This is a genomic window from Blautia sp. AM28-27, from assembly GCF_003480905.1.
In the GTDB taxonomy this organism is placed as follows: domain Bacteria; phylum Bacillota; class Clostridia; order Lachnospirales; family Lachnospiraceae; genus Fusicatenibacter; species Fusicatenibacter saccharivorans.
This window is the reverse complement of sequence record NZ_QUJK01000007.1, coordinates 17,115-36,249: the sequence shown is the minus strand read 5'-3', so window position 1 is coordinate 36,249 and position 19,135 is coordinate 17,115. Positions and strand designations below refer to the sequence as shown.

General features: G+C 48.3%; 16 protein-coding genes and 1 tRNA gene. 8 read left to right on the top strand and 9 right to left on the bottom strand.

The window, feature by feature from the left end; translation table 11 throughout:
- Positions 1-84 precede the first annotated feature (84 nt).
- From DW743_RS10885 to DW743_RS10855, 6 genes are all read left to right on the top strand, one after another.
- Positions 85-1,284 (top strand): helix-turn-helix domain-containing protein, encoded by a 1,200-nt coding sequence (locus tag DW743_RS10885; protein WP_022463022.1) that lies wholly within the window; start codon positions 85-87, stop codon positions 1,282-1,284.
- A 446-nt stretch (positions 1,285-1,730) separates the two neighbouring features.
- Positions 1,731-2,489: a formate/nitrite transporter family protein gene (locus DW743_RS10875; protein WP_055228581.1), complete on the top strand. Its 759-nt coding sequence runs from the start codon at positions 1,731-1,733 to the stop codon at positions 2,487-2,489.
- Positions 2,486-4,588 (top strand): DNA topoisomerase, encoded by a 2,103-nt coding sequence (locus tag DW743_RS10870; RefSeq protein WP_117761582.1) that lies wholly within the window; start codon positions 2,486-2,488, stop codon positions 4,586-4,588. Before DW743_RS10875 ends, DW743_RS10870 begins: the two co-directional genes overlap by 4 nt.
- A gap of 48 nt (positions 4,589-4,636) precedes the next feature.
- Complete coding sequence (locus DW743_RS10865; protein WP_055228579.1) at positions 4,637-5,302, top strand: acyltransferase; 666 nt, start codon at positions 4,637-4,639, stop codon at positions 5,300-5,302.
- 224 nt (positions 5,303-5,526) lie between these two features.
- On the top strand, positions 5,527-6,219 hold the full coding sequence (locus tag DW743_RS10860) for an iron-sulfur cluster assembly scaffold protein (RefSeq protein WP_022463018.1): 693 nt from the start codon (positions 5,527-5,529) through the stop codon (positions 6,217-6,219).
- A 25-nt stretch (positions 6,220-6,244) separates the two neighbouring features.
- Positions 6,245-7,255: a GGGtGRT protein gene (locus tag DW743_RS10855; RefSeq protein ID WP_022463017.1), complete on the top strand. Its 1,011-nt coding sequence runs from the start codon at positions 6,245-6,247 to the stop codon at positions 7,253-7,255.
- Between the two features lie 183 nt (positions 7,256-7,438).
- Here the strand turns inward: DW743_RS10855 and asd are convergent, their stop codons facing one another.
- From asd to DW743_RS10820, 7 genes are all read right to left on the bottom strand, one after another.
- On the bottom strand, positions 7,439-8,524 hold the full coding sequence (gene asd, locus DW743_RS10850) for an aspartate-semialdehyde dehydrogenase (protein WP_022463016.1): 1,086 nt from the start codon (positions 8,522-8,524) through the stop codon (positions 7,439-7,441).
- An 87-nt stretch (positions 8,525-8,611) separates the two neighbouring features.
- Complete coding sequence (argH, locus tag DW743_RS10845) at positions 8,612-9,991, bottom strand: argininosuccinate lyase (RefSeq protein WP_055267678.1); 1,380 nt, start codon at positions 9,989-9,991, stop codon at positions 8,612-8,614.
- A 193-nt stretch (positions 9,992-10,184) separates the two neighbouring features.
- Entirely contained in the window at positions 10,185-11,078 is an 894-nt protein-coding gene (locus DW743_RS10840; protein ID WP_147345102.1) for a recombinase family protein, read from the bottom strand.
- 71 nt (positions 11,079-11,149) lie between these two features.
- Positions 11,150-12,088 carry a DNA/RNA non-specific endonuclease gene (locus DW743_RS10835; protein ID WP_055217700.1) on the bottom strand — a complete coding sequence of 313 codons (939 nt, stop codon included), beginning with the start codon at positions 12,086-12,088 and terminating at the stop codon, positions 11,150-11,152.
- Entirely contained in the window at positions 12,085-12,381 is a 297-nt protein-coding gene (locus DW743_RS10830) for a hypothetical protein (protein ID WP_022463012.1), read from the bottom strand. Before DW743_RS10830 ends, DW743_RS10835 begins: the two co-directional genes overlap by 4 nt.
- A 16-nt stretch (positions 12,382-12,397) precedes the next feature.
- Positions 12,398-13,243 carry an ABC transporter permease gene (locus tag DW743_RS10825; protein ID WP_022463011.1) on the bottom strand — a complete coding sequence of 282 codons (846 nt, stop codon included), beginning with the start codon at positions 13,241-13,243 and terminating at the stop codon, positions 12,398-12,400.
- Positions 13,236-14,006, bottom strand: a complete 771-nt coding sequence (locus DW743_RS10820; protein ID WP_117761584.1) for an ABC transporter ATP-binding protein — start codon at positions 14,004-14,006, stop codon at positions 13,236-13,238. Before DW743_RS10820 ends, DW743_RS10825 begins: the two co-directional genes overlap by 8 nt.
- A 110-nt stretch (positions 14,007-14,116) precedes the next feature.
- Between DW743_RS10820 and DW743_RS10815 the strand changes: the two genes are divergently transcribed.
- Entirely contained in the window at positions 14,117-14,764 is a 648-nt protein-coding gene (locus DW743_RS10815; RefSeq protein ID WP_117761585.1) for an epoxyqueuosine reductase QueH, read from the top strand.
- A 192-nt stretch (positions 14,765-14,956) separates the two neighbouring features.
- Here DW743_RS10815 and DW743_RS10805 read toward each other — a convergent pair.
- A tRNA-Thr gene (locus tag DW743_RS10805) sits at positions 14,957-15,029 on the bottom strand.
- Positions 15,030-15,340: 311 nt separating this feature from the next.
- Here DW743_RS10805 and DW743_RS10800 point away from each other — a divergent pair.
- The gene (locus tag DW743_RS10800; RefSeq protein WP_117761588.1) at positions 15,341-16,741 is read left to right on the top strand and encodes a citrate/2-methylcitrate synthase; all 1,401 of its coding nucleotides are present in this window, start codon (positions 15,341-15,343) and stop codon (positions 16,739-16,741) included.
- A 125-nt stretch (positions 16,742-16,866) separates the two neighbouring features.
- Here DW743_RS10800 and DW743_RS10795 read toward each other — a convergent pair whose 3' ends face one another.
- Positions 16,867-19,122: a DNA gyrase/topoisomerase IV subunit A gene (locus DW743_RS10795; protein WP_117761589.1), complete on the bottom strand. Its 2,256-nt coding sequence runs from the start codon at positions 19,120-19,122 to the stop codon at positions 16,867-16,869.
- Between the last annotated feature and the right edge of the window lie 13 nt (positions 19,123-19,135).

Below are 19,135 nucleotides of genomic sequence, written 5' to 3'. Positions count from 1 at the left end.
GTGAAGGAATCGTGAATTGCTTTGCAGAAACTTTCAAACGAAAATTTGATCCACTGCATCCCACAGATACCAGGAGAATATCATATGAATTATGTTACTTTTTGTAAAAATTACTATGCCGTTACAGGAATTCCTACGAATCTAATTACTGAAGCAGGAGCTATTTACTCTGCTTTATCAGAACAGCTCCACATCTCAACCGAGAGCCCTTATCCGCTTTATCCATCCGATTATAATCCCGAATTTCGTTTTGCATCTCCCGACATTGTATATGGCTCTGTCCAAATTGAAGCTACTGGTGAATATATCATCTTAGGCCCGGTTTTTTCCGTTCCTGTGACAGATGAGCTCGTCCGCAGTTATATGCATGACTCTGCCACGCCCCTGAAGTACAAGGAAGTAATCGCTGAGGCTCTCGCCTCCATTCCCCGGTTATCACATATCCAATTTTGTCAGCATCTTGTTTTCCTGCATCAATGTGTGAACCACAAGGAAATCAGTGTGTTGAAATTATTGGGACAGCGTGCACCCCAGCAATTGCGGCAGAGCCAGCAGCATTTGAAATCCATTACAGAAAATATGGAAAATAAAAAGATGCATAACACTTACCAGTTTGAATGCGAACTTTTTCAGTTTGTTCAAAACGGAAATGTAAATGCTTTGCAGAATTTTTTGAAGAATAATACATTACAATTAGAAGAAGGCAGACTTGCAAAAACTCCGATTCGCCATGCCAAAAATCTTTTTATCGTGACAGCAATCAAAACCGCTGTTCTTGGTGCCATTCCGGGAGGAGTAGATATTGAAAAAACATATCAGCTTCTGGATCTTTATATTCAGGAATGCGAGGCACTGCAGTCACTGGAAAAAATCCAGGCACTGCAATACTCCATGATTCTGGATTTTTGTCAGCAGGCAGGTGAAACCAAAATCCCTGCTGGAATCTCAAGAGAAGTTTATACCTGTATGAATTTTATCCGTACACATACAAATGAATCCATCTCTGTGAATGATGTCGCGGATTCCATTCAGAAAAGTACTTCCTACACGATGAAAAAATTCAAAACTGAGCTCGGCTTTACCATAGGTGCTTTCATTACAAGATGTAAATTAGAAGAAGCTAAAATGCTTTTAACCTACAGTACAAAAAGTCTGGCTGAAATCAGCAGTTATCTCTGCTTTTCCAGCCAGCCTCATTTTCAGAGTTTATTCAAAAAACAGTATCATATGACTCCTTTAGAATATCGGAAAAAATCCGGTGTAATGGATACTATACGGCTTTAGTTTATCCTTTCCAGAGGCCCATTACAAAAAACTCACCTGCCGTTTTATCTTTTGTATGAAAACAGCAGATGAGGTTTTTGCTAAGAATGAACATCAGTGCAGATGATAAACCAGTTTCACAAACGCCGGATCATCATGGTTTACAATTTCACTGTGTCCGAGATCTTTGTAAAACAGAACATAAAAAAAGCTTTCAATCCTTGTTTCAATCCCTCTGAGTTCATCATACAATCTGTCGTTTCACCCCTTATTTTCTGACATTTCTGTGGAAATATACTTTTTTCTTCCTCCTTCATTGCGAATCTTTCCGGGAAATGCTATAATAGCCAAAGTTGAAAGCGCGAAATCCGAAGCATTTGCAAGCTGCTCCGGAAAAAAAGACCATCCCCCGGACAAAAAGAGAGGGGATATGTCCATCCTACGGGACATAAGAAAGGAGTTATTCTATGCCTTATGATGACGTACAAAAATTTTCAGAGGCAGCCGTAAACAAAGCAAGGCTGCTGAAAGAACACCCGGGGAAATACTTTCTCCGTGCAGTCATGGCCGGTTTCTTTATCGTGGTTGCCATGATTTTCTCCAACGTGGTAGGCAATACGTTCCAGAGTACAGATCCTGCCTGGGGAAAACTGCTTGGCGGTATTGTGTTTGCCATTGCGGTTCTGCTGATCGTTTTTATCGGTGCAGAGCTTTTCACCGGAAACAATCTTGTTATGGCATTTGGGGCCTATGACAAAAAGGTCTCCTGGGCACAGGTTGGAAAAGTATGGCTGGTAAGCTACATCGGAAACTTTGTCGGATGCCTGATTCTCTCCGTAATTTTCGTACTGGCAGGTGCTTCCGGTACTGCCGATTATTACGCAGGATTTATTGGAAATAAACTTTCCATTCCTGCCGGAGAAATGTTTTTCCGTGCCATTCTCTGCAACTTCTTCGTCTGCCTTGCCGTTGCCTGCGGCATGAAATGCAAAAATGAAGTTGCCAAATTTTTCATGATTATACTTTGCATCACCGGATTCGTTGTTGCCGGTTTTGAACACTGCGTTGCCAACATGGCCACCTTTGTTACCGCTGCACTTCTGGTCCCAGGCGGCATTTCTCTGACTGCCGCATTGAAAAGTATGGTCATTGTAACTATAGGAAACGCAATAGGAGGCGGTGTGCTCCTTGCCTGGCCGCTTCGAATGATGAGTGCAGATAAATGACAAAATCTTTATACATTGCGGAAAAACCGAGCGTTGCTCAGGAGTTCGCAAAAGCGTTAAAACAGAATATGCAGCGCAGGGATGGATACTTAGAGTCGGATCAGTCCGTCGTAACCTGGTGCGTCGGTCACCTGGTTACGATGAGCTATCCGGAAAAATATGATCCTGCGTTAAAAAGGTGGAGTCTCGAGACCCTGCCTTTTTTGCCTGAAAACTTCAAATATGAAATTATCCCGGAAGTAAAAAAGCAGTTCACCATTGTGAGTAACCTGCTCCACCGGGAGGATATTGAAACCATTTATGTCTGTACCGACTCCGGGCGTGAGGGAGAATACATCTATCGTCTCGTCGCGCAGATGGCCGGTATCAAAGACAAGAAACAGAAGCGTGTCTGGATCGACTCGCAGACAGAAGAAGAAATCCTGCGCGGTATCCGCGAAGCGAAGGACGAAAGTGAATACGACAATCTTTCGGCATCCGCTTATCTCCGCGCCAAAGAAGATTACCTGATGGGCATTAACTTTTCCCGTCTTCTCTCGCTCAAATACGGAAGCGCTGTCGCATCGTATCTCGGCACTAAATATCAGTCTATTTCCGTCGGCCGTGTTATGACATGTGTGCTCGGCATGGTCGTACGCCGGGAGCGCGAAATCCGTAGCTTTGTGAAAACACCATTCTACCGTGTCATCGCCGGTCTTTCCTTAAATGGACGCAATTTTGAGGGGGAATGGCGCGCCGTAAAAAGCAGTCGCTACTTCAACTCTCCGCTTCTCTATAAGGAGAACGGCTTCCAGAAAAAAGAGGACGCACAGAAACTGATTGAGGAATTAAGCATGCAGAATCCTCTGATCCCGCATGTCCTGAAAATGGAGCGAAAAAAGGAAAATAAAAATGCGCCACTGCTTTACAACCTTGCGGAGCTGCAAAACGACTGTGCCCGCTTTTTCAAAATCAGTCCGGATGAAACGCTGAAAGTTGTTCAGGAGCTTTACGAGAAAAAGCTGGTTACCTATCCGCGAACCGATGCCCGTGTGCTTTCTTCTGCCGTTGCCAGGGAAATCAGCAAAAACCTGCGCGGCCTGCAGCAGTACGGTATCTGCAGCGGCCTTGCAAATGAAATTTTGCAGGGTGAAAGCTGGAAAAAGATTGGTTCCACCCGCTATACAAACGATAAACAGATTACCGATCACTATGCGATCATTCCGACCGGACAGGGCCTTAACAATCTGCGGAACCTCTCGGAACTCTCCGCAAAAGTTTATGAGACAATTGTCCGCCGTTTTCTCGGTATCTTCTATCCGCCGGCGGTCTATCAGAAAGTTGCTCTTGTCACCGAAATCGGCGGCGAGCAGTTTTTCTCCAACTTCCGCGTTCTCGTGCAGGAGGGCTATTTAAAAGCCATGCAGTATTCTTTCTTCCGTAAGAAAGAGGAGGACGACGAGGGCAGAAAGGAGGACGAGACGACTTGCGATCCCTCTTTTCTTGCAGCGCTGTCCCAGCTGCAGAAAGGCAGCGAGCTGAATCTTCTCGGCCTTTCTATCAAGGAAGGAGAAACCTCTCCGCCAAAACGCTACACCTCCGGTTCGATGATCCTTGCAATGGAAAATGCCGGACAGCTCATTGAAGACGAGGAGCTGCGCGAACAGATTAAGGGAAGCGGCATCGGAACGAGTGCGACGCGTGCTGAGATTCTGAAAAAGCTTGTCTTTATCAAATATCTTGCTCTGAACAAAAAGACGCAGGTTATCACCCCGACACAGCTTGGCGAAATGATCTACGACGTCGTACACCAGTCGATCCGCCCGCTTCTGAATCCGGAGCTGACGGCAAGCTGGGAAAAGGGACTTACCTATGTAGCGGAAGGCTCCATTACCTCCGAGGAATATATGGGAAAACTGGAAAACTTTGTGACACGCCACACGGTAAATGTGAAGCAGCTGCGGAATCAGTTCCAGCTAAAGAGCAGCTTTGATGCGTCCGCGCCGTATTACAGAAAAGCCTCTTCCACGCGCTCCCGTACCGGGAAACGTACCGCTGCAGAAGACTCCTCTGCAAAGTCCTATTCCACCGCCAGAAAAAAAGGCGCACAGAACTCCTGAAATGTGGTAAGATAAACAGGAACTAAAACAAGAAAGGATGAATCACGCATGAAAGATGCAACCATTTCTGAACTTTATGATTTAACCCAGACCATTGCCGCAAAAATCTTTGAAGGCAAAACGTATCCATGGGAAGTGCTTCCGCTCATTAAAGATTTTATTCTTGAACTCGGCGAAACACTCGATCCGGCAGAATACGAAAAACGCGGCGAAAATGTCTGGATCGCAAAAGATGCCGTGATCGCACCGACCGCTTCCATTAACGGCCCATGCATCATTGGAAAAGGCGCTGAGATCCGTCAGTGTGCCTTTATCCGCGGAAACGCCATCGTCGGCGAAGGCGCTGTCGTTGGAAACTCCACCGAACTGAAAAATGTCATTCTCTTTAATAAAGTACAGGTTCCGCATTACAACTATGTCGGCGACTCTGTTCTTGGATACAAAGCCCATATGGGTGCCGGTTCCATTACTTCCAATGTAAAATCCGATAAGAAGCTCGTTGTTGTCAAAGGCGCAGATGAACAGATCGAAACCGGACTGAAAAAATTCGGTGCGATGCTCGGCGATGAAGTTGAGGTCGGCTGTAACAGCGTATTGAACCCGGGAACGGTTGTCGGAAGAAATTCCAACATTTATCCACTCTCCTGTGTTCGCGGTGTGATCCCGTCAGGTCATATTTTTAAGAATGCGAAAGAAATTGTCAAAAAAATCTGATAATTAAAAAAATTCTCTTTTATCGAGAGAAAACCAAACCGATTGATTTAAAAGACCGCCGGAAATTTTATCGTTTTCCGGTGGTCTTTGCAATTTTTTATCAAAATATGCTGGACGAATGACCAATTTTGTGAGACAATAACCATAGGTCTGTGAACAGGCTGGAAACAGTCCGTTCGAAAGACAAAAGCTCAAATAAGTACATATTTGAAAGGAGTTTAACAATGACTTATTCACACGAAGTAGAAATGATGTGTCCGGTTGCCCAGGGCGTGCATCACGGTGCAGCTCCGATTCCGGAGGAAGCAAAATGGGTAAAAGCAAAAGAAATCAAAGACATTTCCGGATTCACTCACGGTATTGGCTGGTGCGCACCGCAGCAGGGTACCTGCAAACTGACTCTGAACGTAAAAGAGGGCGTTATCCAGGAAGCTCTCGTTGAGACCATCGGATGTTCAGGAATGACTCATTCTGCAGCTATGGCATCTGAGATTCTGCCAGGACTTACCATCCTTGAGGCACTGAATACTGACCTTGTGTGTGATGCTATCAATACTGCTATGAGAGAGCTCTTCCTGCAGATCGTTTACGGAAGAAGCCAGAGTGCATTCTCCGAGGACGGACTGGTTGTAGGCGCAGGCCTGGAAGACCTTGGTAAAGGACTTCGTTCCCAGGTTGGTACCATGTACGGAACTCTTGCAAAAGGACCTCGTTACCTGGAGATGACCGACGGTTATGTAACAGGTATCGCTCTGGATGCAGATGATGAGATTATCGGTTACAAATTCATCAACTTCGGAAAGATGATGGACTTCATCAAAGCCGGCGATGATGCAAACACAGCTTTCGAAAAAGCAAGCGGACAGTACGGACGTGTTGCTGATGCTGTTAAGATCGTTGACCCGAGAAAAGAGTAATCAGATAATTTAGGAGGATAGGAAAATGGCTTTATTTGAATCATATGAAAGAAGAGAGAAACAGATTCTGGCTAAGCTTGCTGAGTACGGAATCAACTCCATCGAAGAAGCTGCAGAAGTTACAAAAGCTGCTGGCCTTGATGTATACAAAATGATCGAAGGCATTCAGCCAATCTGCTTCGAGAATGCAAAATGGGCTTACACTGTAGGCGCAGCAATCGCAATCAAAAAAGGATGCCGCAAAGCTTCTGAAGCTGCTGCAGCAATCGGTGAGGGACTTCAGTCCTTCTGTATCCCGGGTTCTGTAGCAGATCAGCGTAAAGTTGGTCTTGGCCATGGTAACCTTGGTAAAATGCTTCTGGAAGAGGACACCGAGTGCTTCGCATTCCTGGCTGGACATGAGTCCTTCGCAGCTGCTGAGGGTGCTATCGGTATCGCTGAAAAAGCAAACAAAGTACGTCAGAAACCTCTGCGTGTTATCCTGAACGGTCTTGGAAAAGACGCTGCTCAGATCATCGCTCGTATCAACGGCTTTACTTATGTAGAGACTGAATATGACTACTACACCGGAGAACTGAAAGAAGTATTCAGAAAAGCATACTCCGATGGACCGCGTGCGAAAGTTAACTGCTACGGCGCTAACGACGTTCGCGAAGGCGTTGCTATCATGTGGAAAGAGAACGTTGACGTTTCCATCACCGGAAACTCCACCAACCCGACTCGTTTCCAGCATCCAGTTGCAGGTACCTACAAAAAAGAGCGTATCGAAGCTGGTAAAAAATACTTCTCCGTTGCTTCCGGCGGTGGTACAGGACGTACTCTTCACCCGGACAACATGGCAGCAGGTCCTGCTTCCTACGGTATGACCGATACTATGGGACGTATGCATTCTGACGCTCAGTTTGCAGGTTCTTCTTCTGTACCGGCTCACGTAGAAATGATGGGTCTCATCGGCGCAGGAAACAACCCAATGGTTGGTATGACTGTTGCTGTAGCTGTTGCTGTTGAAGAGGCAGCAAAAGCTGGCAAATTCTAAGATTAGCCAAACCTTGCGTAAATAGAATTATTTGAGCAGAAAAGAAGCGCCGCGGGATTTTCCGTATGGCGCTTCTTTTTTGCTGCTTTCGATATCCTGCAAACTATATTCTTTTGATCCATGCACAAAAAACGCCTCTGAACACAAAACGTTTCAGAGGCGTTTTTTATATCATTCTAAGCATTATTTTGCAGCGATAAACTTCTTTGCAACCAGTGTCTCTGCACAAAGTACTGCTCCGCCTGCTGCGCCGCGGACCGTGTTGTGGGACAGACCTACGAATTTCCAGTCGTAGATGGAATCCTCTCTTAAACGGCCTACGTTGATTCCCATGCCGTTCTCGTAGTTGACATCCAGGGTTACCTGCGGACGGTTATCCTCGGTCATGTAGCGGATGAACTGTTTCGGTGCGCTTGGGAGGTTCAGTTCCTGCGGAAGGCCTTTGAAGTTCTCCAGTTTCTCGATGAGCTGCTCTTTCGTTGGTTTCTTGCGGAACTTAACGAAAACAGCTGCGGTGTGTCCGTTTAATACCGGTACACGGATGCACTGGCAGGTGATCTTCGGCTCGGTTGCTTTTACGATCACGCCGTTCTCGATTTTACCCCAGATACGAAGCGGCTCCTGCTCGCTCTTCTCTTCCTCGCCGCCGATGAACGGGATGATGTTGCCTTCCATCTCCGGCCAGTCTTTGAAGGTTTTTCCTGCTCCGGAAATTGCCTGATATGTGGTTGCAACAACCTCATACGGCTCAAACTCTTTCCATGCAGTTAAAACCGGCGCATAACTCTGGATGGAGCAGTTCGGTTTTACCGCAATAAATCCTCTCTTGGTGCCCAGACGTTTTTTCTGGAACTCGATGACATCGAAATGTTCCGGGTTGATTTCCGGCACTACCATCGGCACATCCGGTGTCCAGCGGTGTGCGCTGTTGTTGGAAACAACCGGTGTCTCGGTCTTTGCATATGCTTCTTCAATCGCTTTGATCTCGTCTTTCGACATATCAACTGCGGAAAATACAAAATCTACGGTAGATGCCACATGCTCTACATCATTTACATTCATCACAACGAGCTTTTTCACTGCTTCCGGCATTGGAGTATCCATTTTCCAGCGTCCGCCGACTGCTTCCTCGTATGTTTTTCCGGCACTTCTCGGACTTGCTGCCAGGGTCACAACTTCAAACCACGGATGGTTCTCCAGCAGAGAAATAAATCTCTGACCTACCATACCGGTTGCTCCTAAAATTCCTACTCTCAATTTCTGCTCCATTGGTTTCATCTCCTTGTTCTTCTGTGGCGTACATTTGTGCGTCTCATGTCATACTATACCAATTTTTTCAAAATTGCAACTGTTTTTTCAATTTTCCTGTAAATATTTTTTATTCTGCTCGATGACAGCCAGCATCGCATCTGCTCCCGGCGCACCGATCGTGTTGCGTCGTTCTACGCAGTTCTTCATGCTGATGGCATCATAAATATCATCCTCGAAGACCGGGCTGATCGCTTTGTACTCTTCGAGTTTCATATCATCAAGGGAGATTCCTTTGTCAATGCAGTACAGAACGAGACGACCGACAATGCCATGTGCATCGCGGAACGGAACGCCTTTTCCAACAAGGTAATCAGCTGCGTCCGTTGCATTCGTGAAACCGTTCTTTGCACTGTTCTCCATGCGGTCTTTTTTGAAGTGCATGGTAGAAAGCATGCCATTGAACAGAGCCAGGCATCCTTTTACGGTGTCGATGGCATCGAAGGTCAACTCTTTATCCTCCTGCATATCTTTGTTGTACGCCAGCGGGATTCCCTTCATAGTGGTGAGCATTGACATCAGAGCTGCGTAAACGCGGCCTGTTTTTCCTCGAACAAGCTCTGCGATATCCGGATTCTTTTTCTGCGGCATGATACTGCTTCCGGTGCTGTATGCGTCGTCGATGTCCACAAACTGGTACTCATTGGTATTCCAGATGATGATCTCCTCGGAGAAGCGGGAAAGATGCATCATAATCGTAGAAAGAGCACTGAGGAGCTCAATGACATAGTCACGGTCGGATACGGAATCCATGCTGTTTAAGGTCGGGCCGTCAAAGCCGAGCAGCTCTGCGGTGTAAGCGCGGTCCAACGGATACGTCGTTCCAGCCAGCGCACCGGAACCGAGCGGACAGTAATTCATTCTCTTGTAGATGTCTGCAAGGCGGCCTCTGTCGCGGCGGAACATTTCAAAATATGCGCCCATGTGATGTGCCAGTGTGATCGGCTGTGCTTTCTGCAGATGGGTGAATCCCGGCATATAGGTGTGAATGTTCTCTTCCATGATTTTTTCGAGTGTTACCAGCACCTCTTTGACGAGTGCATCAATCTCGGTGATCTCATCGCGGACATAAAGTTTCATATCGAGGGCTACCTGGTCATTGCGGCTTCTTCCGGTGTGCAGCTTCTTTCCGGCGTCTCCGATGCGGTCGATCAGGTTTGCCTCCACGAAGCTGTGGATATCCTCATATTCGCTGGTGATTTCCAGTTTTCCGCTCTCTACATCGGCAAGAATCCCCTCCAGTCCTGCAAGAATCTGGTCTCTCTCCTCTTCTGTCAGGATGCCCTGTTTTGCCAGCATCTTTACATGTGCCATGCTGCCTTTGATGTCCTGTTTATAGAATTTCTGATCAAAGCTGATGGATGCATTAAAATTATACACTAACTTGTCGGTCTCTTTTGTGAACCGTCCGCCCCATAACTGTGCCATTTTCATTCCTCTTTTCCTGTAAGTTTTTTAAATTATCATGCATTATTATACAAGCATCCAACCTTCCTTTGCAAGTCAAATCACCTACTTTCCCGAATTTCGGCGTTTTGTGTAGTTTTTCTCCAGCCAGCCCAAGATGCCGTACAATCCTGCCGCAACGAGGCAGAGGATCAGGATGGACAGGATTACCCAGTCAAGTCTGAACAGATTTGCCCACCTTTTTGCGGCAGAGACGCTCGTCAGCCGCCCGATTTGCCTCTATCCAGAGCTCTTCAGAGACGATAGCAGGAATTTTCCCCGCATAGACGTACTGCCCGCCCGGCGGTGTAGGGAGCGTTTTTCCGGTGTTAAAATCGTAATGCTTCTTGTTCATGACTACGGTGCCTTTATTCATGGGATTCCGCACCATGCGGATAATGTCTGTTCCAGAGAATGGTTTTCCGGCGCGGCTGCGGACGCCCTCCGCTGCCAGAACCGCCGCAATTTTCCGTCCGCCGAGACCGTCTGCACAGAGTTCGTACATACGGCGCTTCACTGCGGCCTCCTCCGGGATAATCTCAATCGCTCCGTCTGCCGTCCGCCGGTAACCATAACTTTTTGAGGTCAGCACCGGCTTTCCATTATTCTGCTGCCGTTTCTGGTGCGCCAGATTCATCTTCTTGCTCAGCTCCCGGCTGTACTCCTCCGCCAGAATCGCCTTAATGCCGGTCAGAAGCGCGTCTTCCGGCGAATAGAATGTGTTCTCCAGATAAAAATACAGCCGCTTTCCGGCGCAGTTTAAGCGGTCTGCGAACAGATACCAGTCCCGCGTGTTCCGCATCAGGCGGTCCTGCGACTTGATTACGACGACATCAAACCGGTTCTGCTCGAGATCCTCGTACAGGCGGTTATATTCCCATCTGCCCTTCCGGCTCGTACCGGAGCGGCTCTCCACGTAGGCATCCACAAGCCTCCATCCTCTTGCCCGGATTGCCTCTTCCGCCTCCGCCGCCTGTCTTACCAGCGCATCCTTCTGATTTTCCTCCTCGGTGCTGCACCTTGCATAATAAACCGCACGCAGCTTCTCCTCTTCCATCTCCTGTCTCACTTTCCAGATGCTTCTCTTTACTATATAGAAAAAAGGACCGGAAAGTTCCGACCCTCTTTTTGTAATTTCTTTTACGGATTGCACCGTCCGCACGGCTCATAGCCTTCGGCGATCAGGTCCTCGCGCGGTCCCTGATATGTCGCCTTGTTTTCATCCTTAATCGAGCTGACGCTGGAGCATGACGGCAGGTGGAATTTCATGCTGGATGTGTTCATGACATATTCCTGCTGATCCGTCATCGTTCCGCTGCTTTCGCTTAACGTGCTGTCTCCCGTTGCATAATTAATCGAGATGCCCGGCTGATTGTTGTATGCGAAGATATGGAAGGAAATGCCCTCGCCGTCATCTTCCATGGAAAGTGCCTCCATCTCCACACCGTCCGCTACAAGGTTGTCCCCGGTAAAAATTGGTGTAACGCGGTACAGCACATGGTTTCCGGTCTCTTTGACGTAGTCGGCAACCATGTTTTCAAACGGCAGCATGCCCTCGACATTCAGATAACGTGTTCCAGTGATCAGATTCTTCTCGTTTGCATTCTCACCGGTCAGCTGGTATCCGATCAGATGGCAGCGGTTGTACAGATATTTACCTTCCACCTGATCGTATTTTACCGTATGCCAGCCCGTCGGCTTTACCTGGCCGATCGCGCCGCGCTTCTCCGTCGGCATCAGATCCTGGCCGATATTCGCCTCTGCCACGCCGCACCGTCCCAGGCTGTCCAGATCGCTGTAATGCTCGTACGACTCGGTCGTCTTTTCCTCATCGGTAAAATCCGGCTCATTTCCGTTTAAAACGACATACGGTTCACCGGAAAACTCCGGAACATCAAGAACTGAAACGGCCGTCGGTGCCTGATCGGTAATCTGGGATTCCGTCATCGTATAAGCGGCCGTAACCTCCGAACCGGAATCTGCTCTCTCCGTCGAGAGAAGATCCTGCGCCTCACAGCCGGTCAGTGTCAGAACAAGAAGCGCCGCCAGCAGCAGAAGCTGTTTTCTTAGTTTTTTCATTTCTCATATACCTCTTTCGTTATTTTCTCATGGGAATAGCCTGCAAACTCCTCCTCGGACACTTTATTCCATTTGGAAAGATCCAGGTCGAATTTCCGGTCAGACGGATAATGCCGGTTCCACCAGAAAACGATGATTTTCTCTATCTTCGCTTCCACAGCCTGCAGTCCCGTATTCTCCACAAAGCAGTATTCTCCTTCGCCTGCCTGCTCCAGAAAATCTGCCGCCGCCTGAAGTGTTACCTTCCCACTCTCCTTCTGCTCCGCGAACAGCTTTTCCGAAGCCGGATTCATCCAGAGCGTTTTCCCCTCACACAGTTCGCAGATTTTTTCCGTTACCACGCGGTCCCGCGAAACGCGTCGTCCGCCAAACTGCATTCCTCTTCGTTCTTCCAGACATACGATTCCAATCATCTGTCATCCTCCCTTCTCTTGCGTGTGCATATCTGAACACCTGACTGCCGTAGATAATCAGATAGCCAAGCCCCTCTCTTGCCCCGATAAACTCTCCGATTACAACACCGACGAGGCACAGGCCGATGTTGACCTTCCACACGGCGAGCAGCCCCGGAAACGACCACGGCAGCACAACGCGGAACAGCATATCCTTCTTCGTTCCGCCGAGTGTTGCAATCAGGCGGAGCATATCCGGCTCCACACTCTGAAAGCTGCTGTAAATGCTGATCACCGAGCCGAATATCGCAACGGAAATGCCGGCCGTGATGATCGTTTTCACGTTTGCCCCCATCCACACAATGAGAAGCGGGGCGAGCGCCGATTTCGGCAGGCTGTTCAGGACTACCAGGTACGGCTCCATCACCGCAGAAAAGCGCGGAAAGAGCCACAAAAGCACAGCGAACGCCATGCCAAGTGCCGAGACGAGCAGAAAGCTGATTCCCGTCTCATACACCGTGATCCCGATATGGCGCAGAAGGTTCTGCTCCGTCAGCAGGGTCACGAACGTTTTTCCCACCCGCACAGGGCTGGAAAAGATAAACGGATCGATCCATCTCAGATCCGCCGCCACCTCCCATAATACCAGAAAACTGACGAGAAGCAAAGCCCGAAACACCCGCACCTGCTCCCGTTCTCTTTTTTTCTGCCGGAGATACGCCCTCTGAAAGCTGCTCTCCGGCGTTTTTGCCTGCTCACGCATTTTCATTCAGCTCCTTCCAGATGGCATTGAAATACGTTTTAAATTCCGGCGCACTGCGCGCTTTCATCGGCGTGCGCTCCTCCATCGCAAACCGGATCGGAATCTTTTTTTTCACATATGCCGGCCGTGCCGCCAGAACAATCACACGGTCCGCCATGCTGATGGCCTCCGAAATATCGTGTGTCACGAGAATTGCTGTCTTTCCCTCTTTTTTGATGATCTTTCCGATATCATCACAGACGTTCAGCCTCGTCTGGTAGTCGAGAGCGGAGAACGGCTCGTCAAGCAGCAGAAGATCCGGCTCCATCGCCAGTGTACGGATCAGTGCCGCCCTCTGCCGCATACCGCCGGAAAGTTCGGACGGACGGGCATTGGAAAAGGATTTCAGGCCGTATGTCTCCATCATCTCCCCGACTTTTTCTTTCCGCTCGGGTGTCAGCGTGCGCGAAATCTCAAGGCCCAGCAGAACGTTGCTGTAGATGGTCCGCCATTCAAACAGGTGGTCTCTCTGCAGCATGTAGCCGATATGGAGATCCGCCTCCGTGATCGGCCGTCCGCGACTCAGCAGAGTTCCCGCCTCCGGCTTTAAAAGACCGGAAATCAAGTTCAGGATCGTGCTCTTTCCGCAGCCGCTCGGTCCGACAAGAGCAACAAATTCCCCCGGGGTTACCGAAAAAGTCAGATCGCACAGCGCCGGTGTTTCTCCTTTCATGGTGTGATAGGACAGTGATATATGCTCTAATGACAGGATTTGATCATCCATTTTTTTGCATCCTCCTCTATCTATAAGATATCATATGCAGCTTGCATCCCAGCCGCGCTGAGGCTATAATAGAAAGGATTGAAAGATACCAGGAGGTTTGAAGATACATTATGGCCAATAAAAGAAATTACCAGAAAGAGCTTGATGCGAAGATTGCAGGACTTCACGGTGAAGTTCCGACCTTGCTGCTGCACAGCTGCTGTGCGCCGTGCAGCAGTTACGTGCTGGAATATCTGTCGCAGTATTTTTCCATTACGCTCTTTTACTATAATCCCAACATCTATCCGCCGACGGAGTACGAGCACCGCGTGGAGGAACAGCAGCGTCTGATCCATTCTCTTCCCGCCGTGCATCCGATTTCCTTCTGCCCCGGCCCGTACGATTCTGACCGGTTCTATAAACTGACACGTGGGATGGAAAATGTGCCAGAGGGCGGCGAGCGCTGTTTTGTCTGCTATGAAATGCGGCTCCGCGAAGCGGCCGAAATGGCAAAGCAGCTCAAACTCGACTATTTTACAACAACCCTCTCCATCAGCCCGCTGAAAAACGCGGAAAAGCTGAATGAAATCGGAGAACGGCTTGCCGCCGAATACGGGATCCCATATCTCAATTCAGATTTCAAGAAACGGGGCGGCTACCAGCGTTCCATCGAACTTTCCCATGAATACGGCCTCTACCGCCAGGACTACTGCGGCTGCGTCTTTTCCCGCCGGGAACGCGACGCACGGGTGGCAGCACAGGAAAATGGCAACAGCTGATGTGCTCTTTGAAGTGCCTGGCCAAAAGCTCCGTCAGGATATGCTGTACGAACTGATTTTCCTGAAACTTGTAACAGCAAACGCCCTTTGCAGCAGATCTTTTTCCTGCAAAGGGCGTTCGTATTTCTGTCATATTTCTCATGATACCAGAAAACCCGCAGAACCTTACGTCCTGCGGGTTTCTAAAGAATAAGCCGAAAATCAGATTCGAACTGACGACCCCTTCATTACGAGTGAAGTGCTCTACCGGCTGAGCTATTTCGGCCTGTGAAATTCATTTCCTGAATGACACAATCATTATTATACCGTATTTTTTTGAAATTGCAAGCATTTTTTTGAAATTTATGAATCTTTTTCTAAAATTTGTTCCGCCCCACTGATTTCCCACCGTTTCCATCCCTGTTGTTTTCACCTCCCTGGCGCAAATTTTATGCATAAACTTTGCCCTTACTTTCAAAAATTAAGGAAAACCATCCCTTTTCCTTATAAAAATTAATGTATTTTGAAAGAAAAGCATTGACAACCGCCAAAAAAGTAAGTATAGTTTTTAACTAAAGGAAGAAAGGGGCTGTTGTCATGACCATGCAATACGATAATCTGGAAGACAAGCTCAGTCAGCTTGTAGAGTATACGAAAGATTCCGGAAAGATTGATTTATCTTTATACACTGAGTACGATGTAAAACGGGGACTGCGTGATTCCACTGGTAAAGGTGTTCTCACCGGCCTGACCGAAATTTCCGATGTTATCGGCTTCGATATTGATGAGCGCACCGGCGAAAAAGTTCCGACCGATGGCCGTCTCTATTTTCAGGGCTATAACGTCGCTGATCTGATCAAAGGTATGGAAGGACGACGCTTCGGTTTTGAAGAGATTACCTATCTTCTTCTGTTCGGTTCTCTTCCGACAGAACCGCAGTTAAATGATTTCAACGAAATTTTAAGTATCTACCGCGAGCTGCCGGACACTTTTGTCCGCGACGTTGTCATGAAGGCAACCAGCAAAAACATGATGAATACTCTGCAGCGCTGTGTGCTGACCCTGTATTCCTACGACGAAAAGCCGGATGACATTTCCATTCCGAACGTCCTCCGCCAGGCTTTGAGTCTGATCGCCAAAATGCCGCTGATCGCCGTTTACGGCTACCATGCATACCGCCACTACCACGAAAACCAGAACCTGATCATCCGAAATCCGAAACCGGAGCTGTCGATGGCTGAAAACATTCTGCAGATGCTTCACCCGGATGGAGAATACACTGCTCTGGAGGCAAAGGTTCTCGATGTTGCGTTAATTCTTCACGCAGACCACGGCGGCGGAAATAACTCAACATTTACGACACACGTTGTCTCCTCCTCCGGAACCGATACCTACTCTGCTGTTGCGGCTTCTTTAAGTTCCTTAAAAGGACCGCGCCACGGCGGTGCCAACTTGAAGGTTATGGAAATGTTTGAAAATATTGAAGAGAATGTTACAAACTGGGAAGACGAAAACGAACTGCGCACCTACCTGACCAAAATGCTTGATCGTGAAGCATTCGATGGAACTGGTCTTGTCTATGGTATGGGCCATGCTGTTTATACCCTGTCCGATCCACGTTGTGTGATTCTGAAAGAATATGCAAAAAAGCTTTCCGCTGAGAAGCACCGCGAGAAAGAATTTGCTCTCTATGAGTCTGTAGAACGCATTGCCGGCGAGTGTATCGCCAAAAAGCGCCGTCTGCTCAAACCAGTCTGTGCAAATGTTGATTTTTACAGCGGTTTCGTCTACGCAATGCTTGGCCTTCCAAAAGAGCTCTACACCCCGATCTTTGCTATCTCCCGTATCTCCGGCTGGTCCGCACACCGGATCGAAGAGCTTGTCAACGAAGGAAAGATCATCCGTCCGGCTTATAAATATGTCGGTCATCATCGTCCGTACGTTGCCATTGAAAGAAGAACCCCAAGAAAGACTTCCCACAGTTTTTCAAATAACTAAAAAATTATGCAAAAAGGACATCTGCCCGTACCGTTCTGGTATCGGGCAGGTGTCCTTTTATTGCCAAGTGATCTCTCGAAAAACCCGCGGAGCGTGCTTCTCATGGTTATAAACAAAACTCTGCGTTATACCCGGATCTTTGTTCCCTTGGTATCTCGTTTTGCCAGCTTAATCTTCGCTGTCAGAGAAATCTCTTTGTCGTGATACGTGATCGTGTAATCCATCCGGCTTGCCAGCAGATACGCATGCTCTACCGCGTCGTCCTCTGCCATACGGATACCACGCACACCAACGGCTGCTTTTTTCTTCTCCGGCACTTCACTCGTAAGGAAGCGCAGGAAGACACCGTTTTTCGTCTGCAGAACCACATACTCCTGCTCCTGGCAGACCTCGGCAAGAATCAGACGGTCCTCCTCGGATGAAAGCTTCGTCGCCGCGATCGTTCGTTTTACGACATCAAACTCGGATCCATCGACAAGCTTTACCATACCGGCCGCGCTGACGAACAGCAGCTTATTGTTCTTGATATTTTCCAGTGCATCGACGTAAATCATCTGCTCCTTCTGGCTGCTGTAATTTCCAAGGTTGTCGATCGGCGTTCCCTTGTCACGGAATCTTCCATACGGGATGTCCATTACTTTGATGCTGTGCATCATTCCAAGATCCGTAAAGACGCAGATCTTATCGGTGTTTTTGCACTGGAACACATATTTGTTCTCGTTGTGCACAGCCTCTTTGTTCCGCTCGTAAGCAGACGTATCGATCGTCTTCGCATAACCGAAGCGGTCCATCAGGAAGACAACATCCATCTCCTCGACCTTCGGCTCCTCAAGAACAATCGCCTCAGCATTCTCAATCGCCGTTTTCCGCTTGTGGCCGTACTCTTTTTTAATCTGCGTCAGATCTTCCATAATAACTTCCGACATCGAGTCGTAATGATTTAAGATATCCTCATACTTCGTAATCTTCGCCACAGTCGCCTCATGATCTTTTAAGAGTGCTTCCACTTCCAGTCCGATCAGTTTCTGCAGACGCATCTCCAGAATCGCCGTTGCCTGGCGTTCCGTAAAGCAGAGCTGTGCTGCCATACGCTCACTTGACTTTGATTTGAAGCGGATACCATCGGTCACACCCATAATCAGACACTCTTTGACCTGCTTCTGTGTCTTGCTTCCGCGCAGGATCTCAATGATCAGATCGATCACATCGCATGCCTTGATCAGACCTTCCTGCACCTCGCGGCGCTCCATCTCTTTGCGGAGAAGGTTCTGGTATTTGCGGGTTGCCACTTCAAACTGGAAATCAACGTGATGCTCGATCACCTGTTTAAGGCTTAACGTCTCCGGTCTTCCATCTGCCACGGCGAGCATGTTGACACCGAACGTATCTTCCAGACGTGTTTTCTTGTACAGCAGATTCGTGATCCGCTCCACATCCGCGCCTTTTTTCAATTCGAGCACGATGCGTGTTCCTTCTTTCGAGGACTGGTTGGAAATGTCGACAATTTCCGGCGCTTTCTTGCTCTCCACAAGCCCCGCCACATCGTTCAGGAACTTTCCGATGTTCGCACCGATCATCGGGTACGGAATTTCGGTGATCACAAGATACTGCTTTCCGTTTCTGCCTTTCTCCACTTCCACTTTTCCGCGGATTTTAATCTTTCCGACACCTTTTTCGTAGATCGACAGCAGGTCATCCTGATTGACGACAATACCGCCGGTCGGGAAATCCGGTCCTTTGATGTATTTCATCAGACCTTTGACGGTGATGTCGTTGTTTTTCATGTAGGCCTTGACCGCATCCACAATCTCACACAGGTTGTGCGGCGGAATGCTTGTTGCCATACCGACAGCGATACCGTCTGCGCCATTCAACAGAAGGTTCGGCACGCGCACCGGCAAAACAGACGGCTCTTTTTCCGTCTCGTCGAAGTTCGGTACGAAATCGACAACGTCTTTGTCGAGATCCTTTAAATAGACCTCCTGTGTAATTTTCTGCAGTCTCGCCTCGGTGTATCGCATTGCAGCGGCACCGTCACCCTCAATCGACCCGAAGTTTCCGTGACCGTCCACAAGCGGCTGCCCTTTTTTGAAATCCTGTGCCATTACGACAAGAGCATCGTAAATGGAACTGTCGCCGTGCGGATGGTATTTACCCATCGTATCGCCGACGATACGCGCGCACTTTCGGAACGGCTTGTCGTACTGGATGCCGAGCTCATACATGTCATACAGAGTACGGCGCTGTACCGGCTTTAAACCGTCCCGCACGTCCGGAAGCGCTCGGGAAATGATGACGCTCATCGCATAATCAATATAAGATTTCTGCATGACCTCAGAATATTCGGTCCGTATAATCTGATCTTCTGATTTTTCTTTCATCTTCCTTTGTCCT

Excerpts from the sequence above, each read along its gene's own strand:
- DW743_RS10795 (WP_117761589.1), bottom strand. The coding sequence starts at position 19,122 with ATGAAAGAAAAATCAGAAGATCAGATTATACGGACCGAATATTCTGAG.
- DW743_RS10870 (WP_117761582.1), top strand. The coding sequence starts at position 2,486 with ATGACAAAATCTTTATACATTGCGGAAAAACCGAGCGTTGCTCAGGAG.
- DW743_RS10865 (WP_055228579.1), top strand. The coding sequence starts at position 4,637 with ATGAAAGATGCAACCATTTCTGAACTTTATGATTTAACCCAGACCATT.
- argH (WP_055267678.1), bottom strand. The coding sequence starts at position 9,991 with ATGGCACAGTTATGGGGCGGACGGTTCACAAAAGAGACCGACAAGTTA.
- DW743_RS10815 (WP_117761585.1), top strand. The coding sequence starts at position 14,117 with ATGGCCAATAAAAGAAATTACCAGAAAGAGCTTGATGCGAAGATTGCA.
- DW743_RS10885 (WP_022463022.1), top strand. The coding sequence starts at position 85 with ATGAATTATGTTACTTTTTGTAAAAATTACTATGCCGTTACAGGAATT.
- DW743_RS10835 (WP_055217700.1), bottom strand. The coding sequence starts at position 12,088 with ATGAAAAAACTAAGAAAACAGCTTCTGCTGCTGGCGGCGCTTCTTGTT.
- DW743_RS10860 (WP_022463018.1), top strand. The coding sequence starts at position 5,527 with ATGACTTATTCACACGAAGTAGAAATGATGTGTCCGGTTGCCCAGGGC.
- DW743_RS10820 (WP_117761584.1), bottom strand. The coding sequence starts at position 14,006 with ATGGATGATCAAATCCTGTCATTAGAGCATATATCACTGTCCTATCAC.
- DW743_RS10800 (WP_117761588.1), top strand. The coding sequence starts at position 15,341 with ATGACCATGCAATACGATAATCTGGAAGACAAGCTCAGTCAGCTTGTA.
- DW743_RS10830 (WP_022463012.1), bottom strand. The coding sequence starts at position 12,381 with ATGAATCCGGCTTCGGAAAAGCTGTTCGCGGAGCAGAAGGAGAGTGGG.
- DW743_RS10875 (WP_055228581.1), top strand. The coding sequence starts at position 1,731 with ATGCCTTATGATGACGTACAAAAATTTTCAGAGGCAGCCGTAAACAAA.
- asd (WP_022463016.1), bottom strand. The coding sequence starts at position 8,524 with ATGGAGCAGAAATTGAGAGTAGGAATTTTAGGAGCAACCGGTATGGTA.
- DW743_RS10825 (WP_022463011.1), bottom strand. The coding sequence starts at position 13,243 with ATGCGTGAGCAGGCAAAAACGCCGGAGAGCAGCTTTCAGAGGGCGTAT.
- DW743_RS10855 (WP_022463017.1), top strand. The coding sequence starts at position 6,245 with ATGGCTTTATTTGAATCATATGAAAGAAGAGAGAAACAGATTCTGGCT.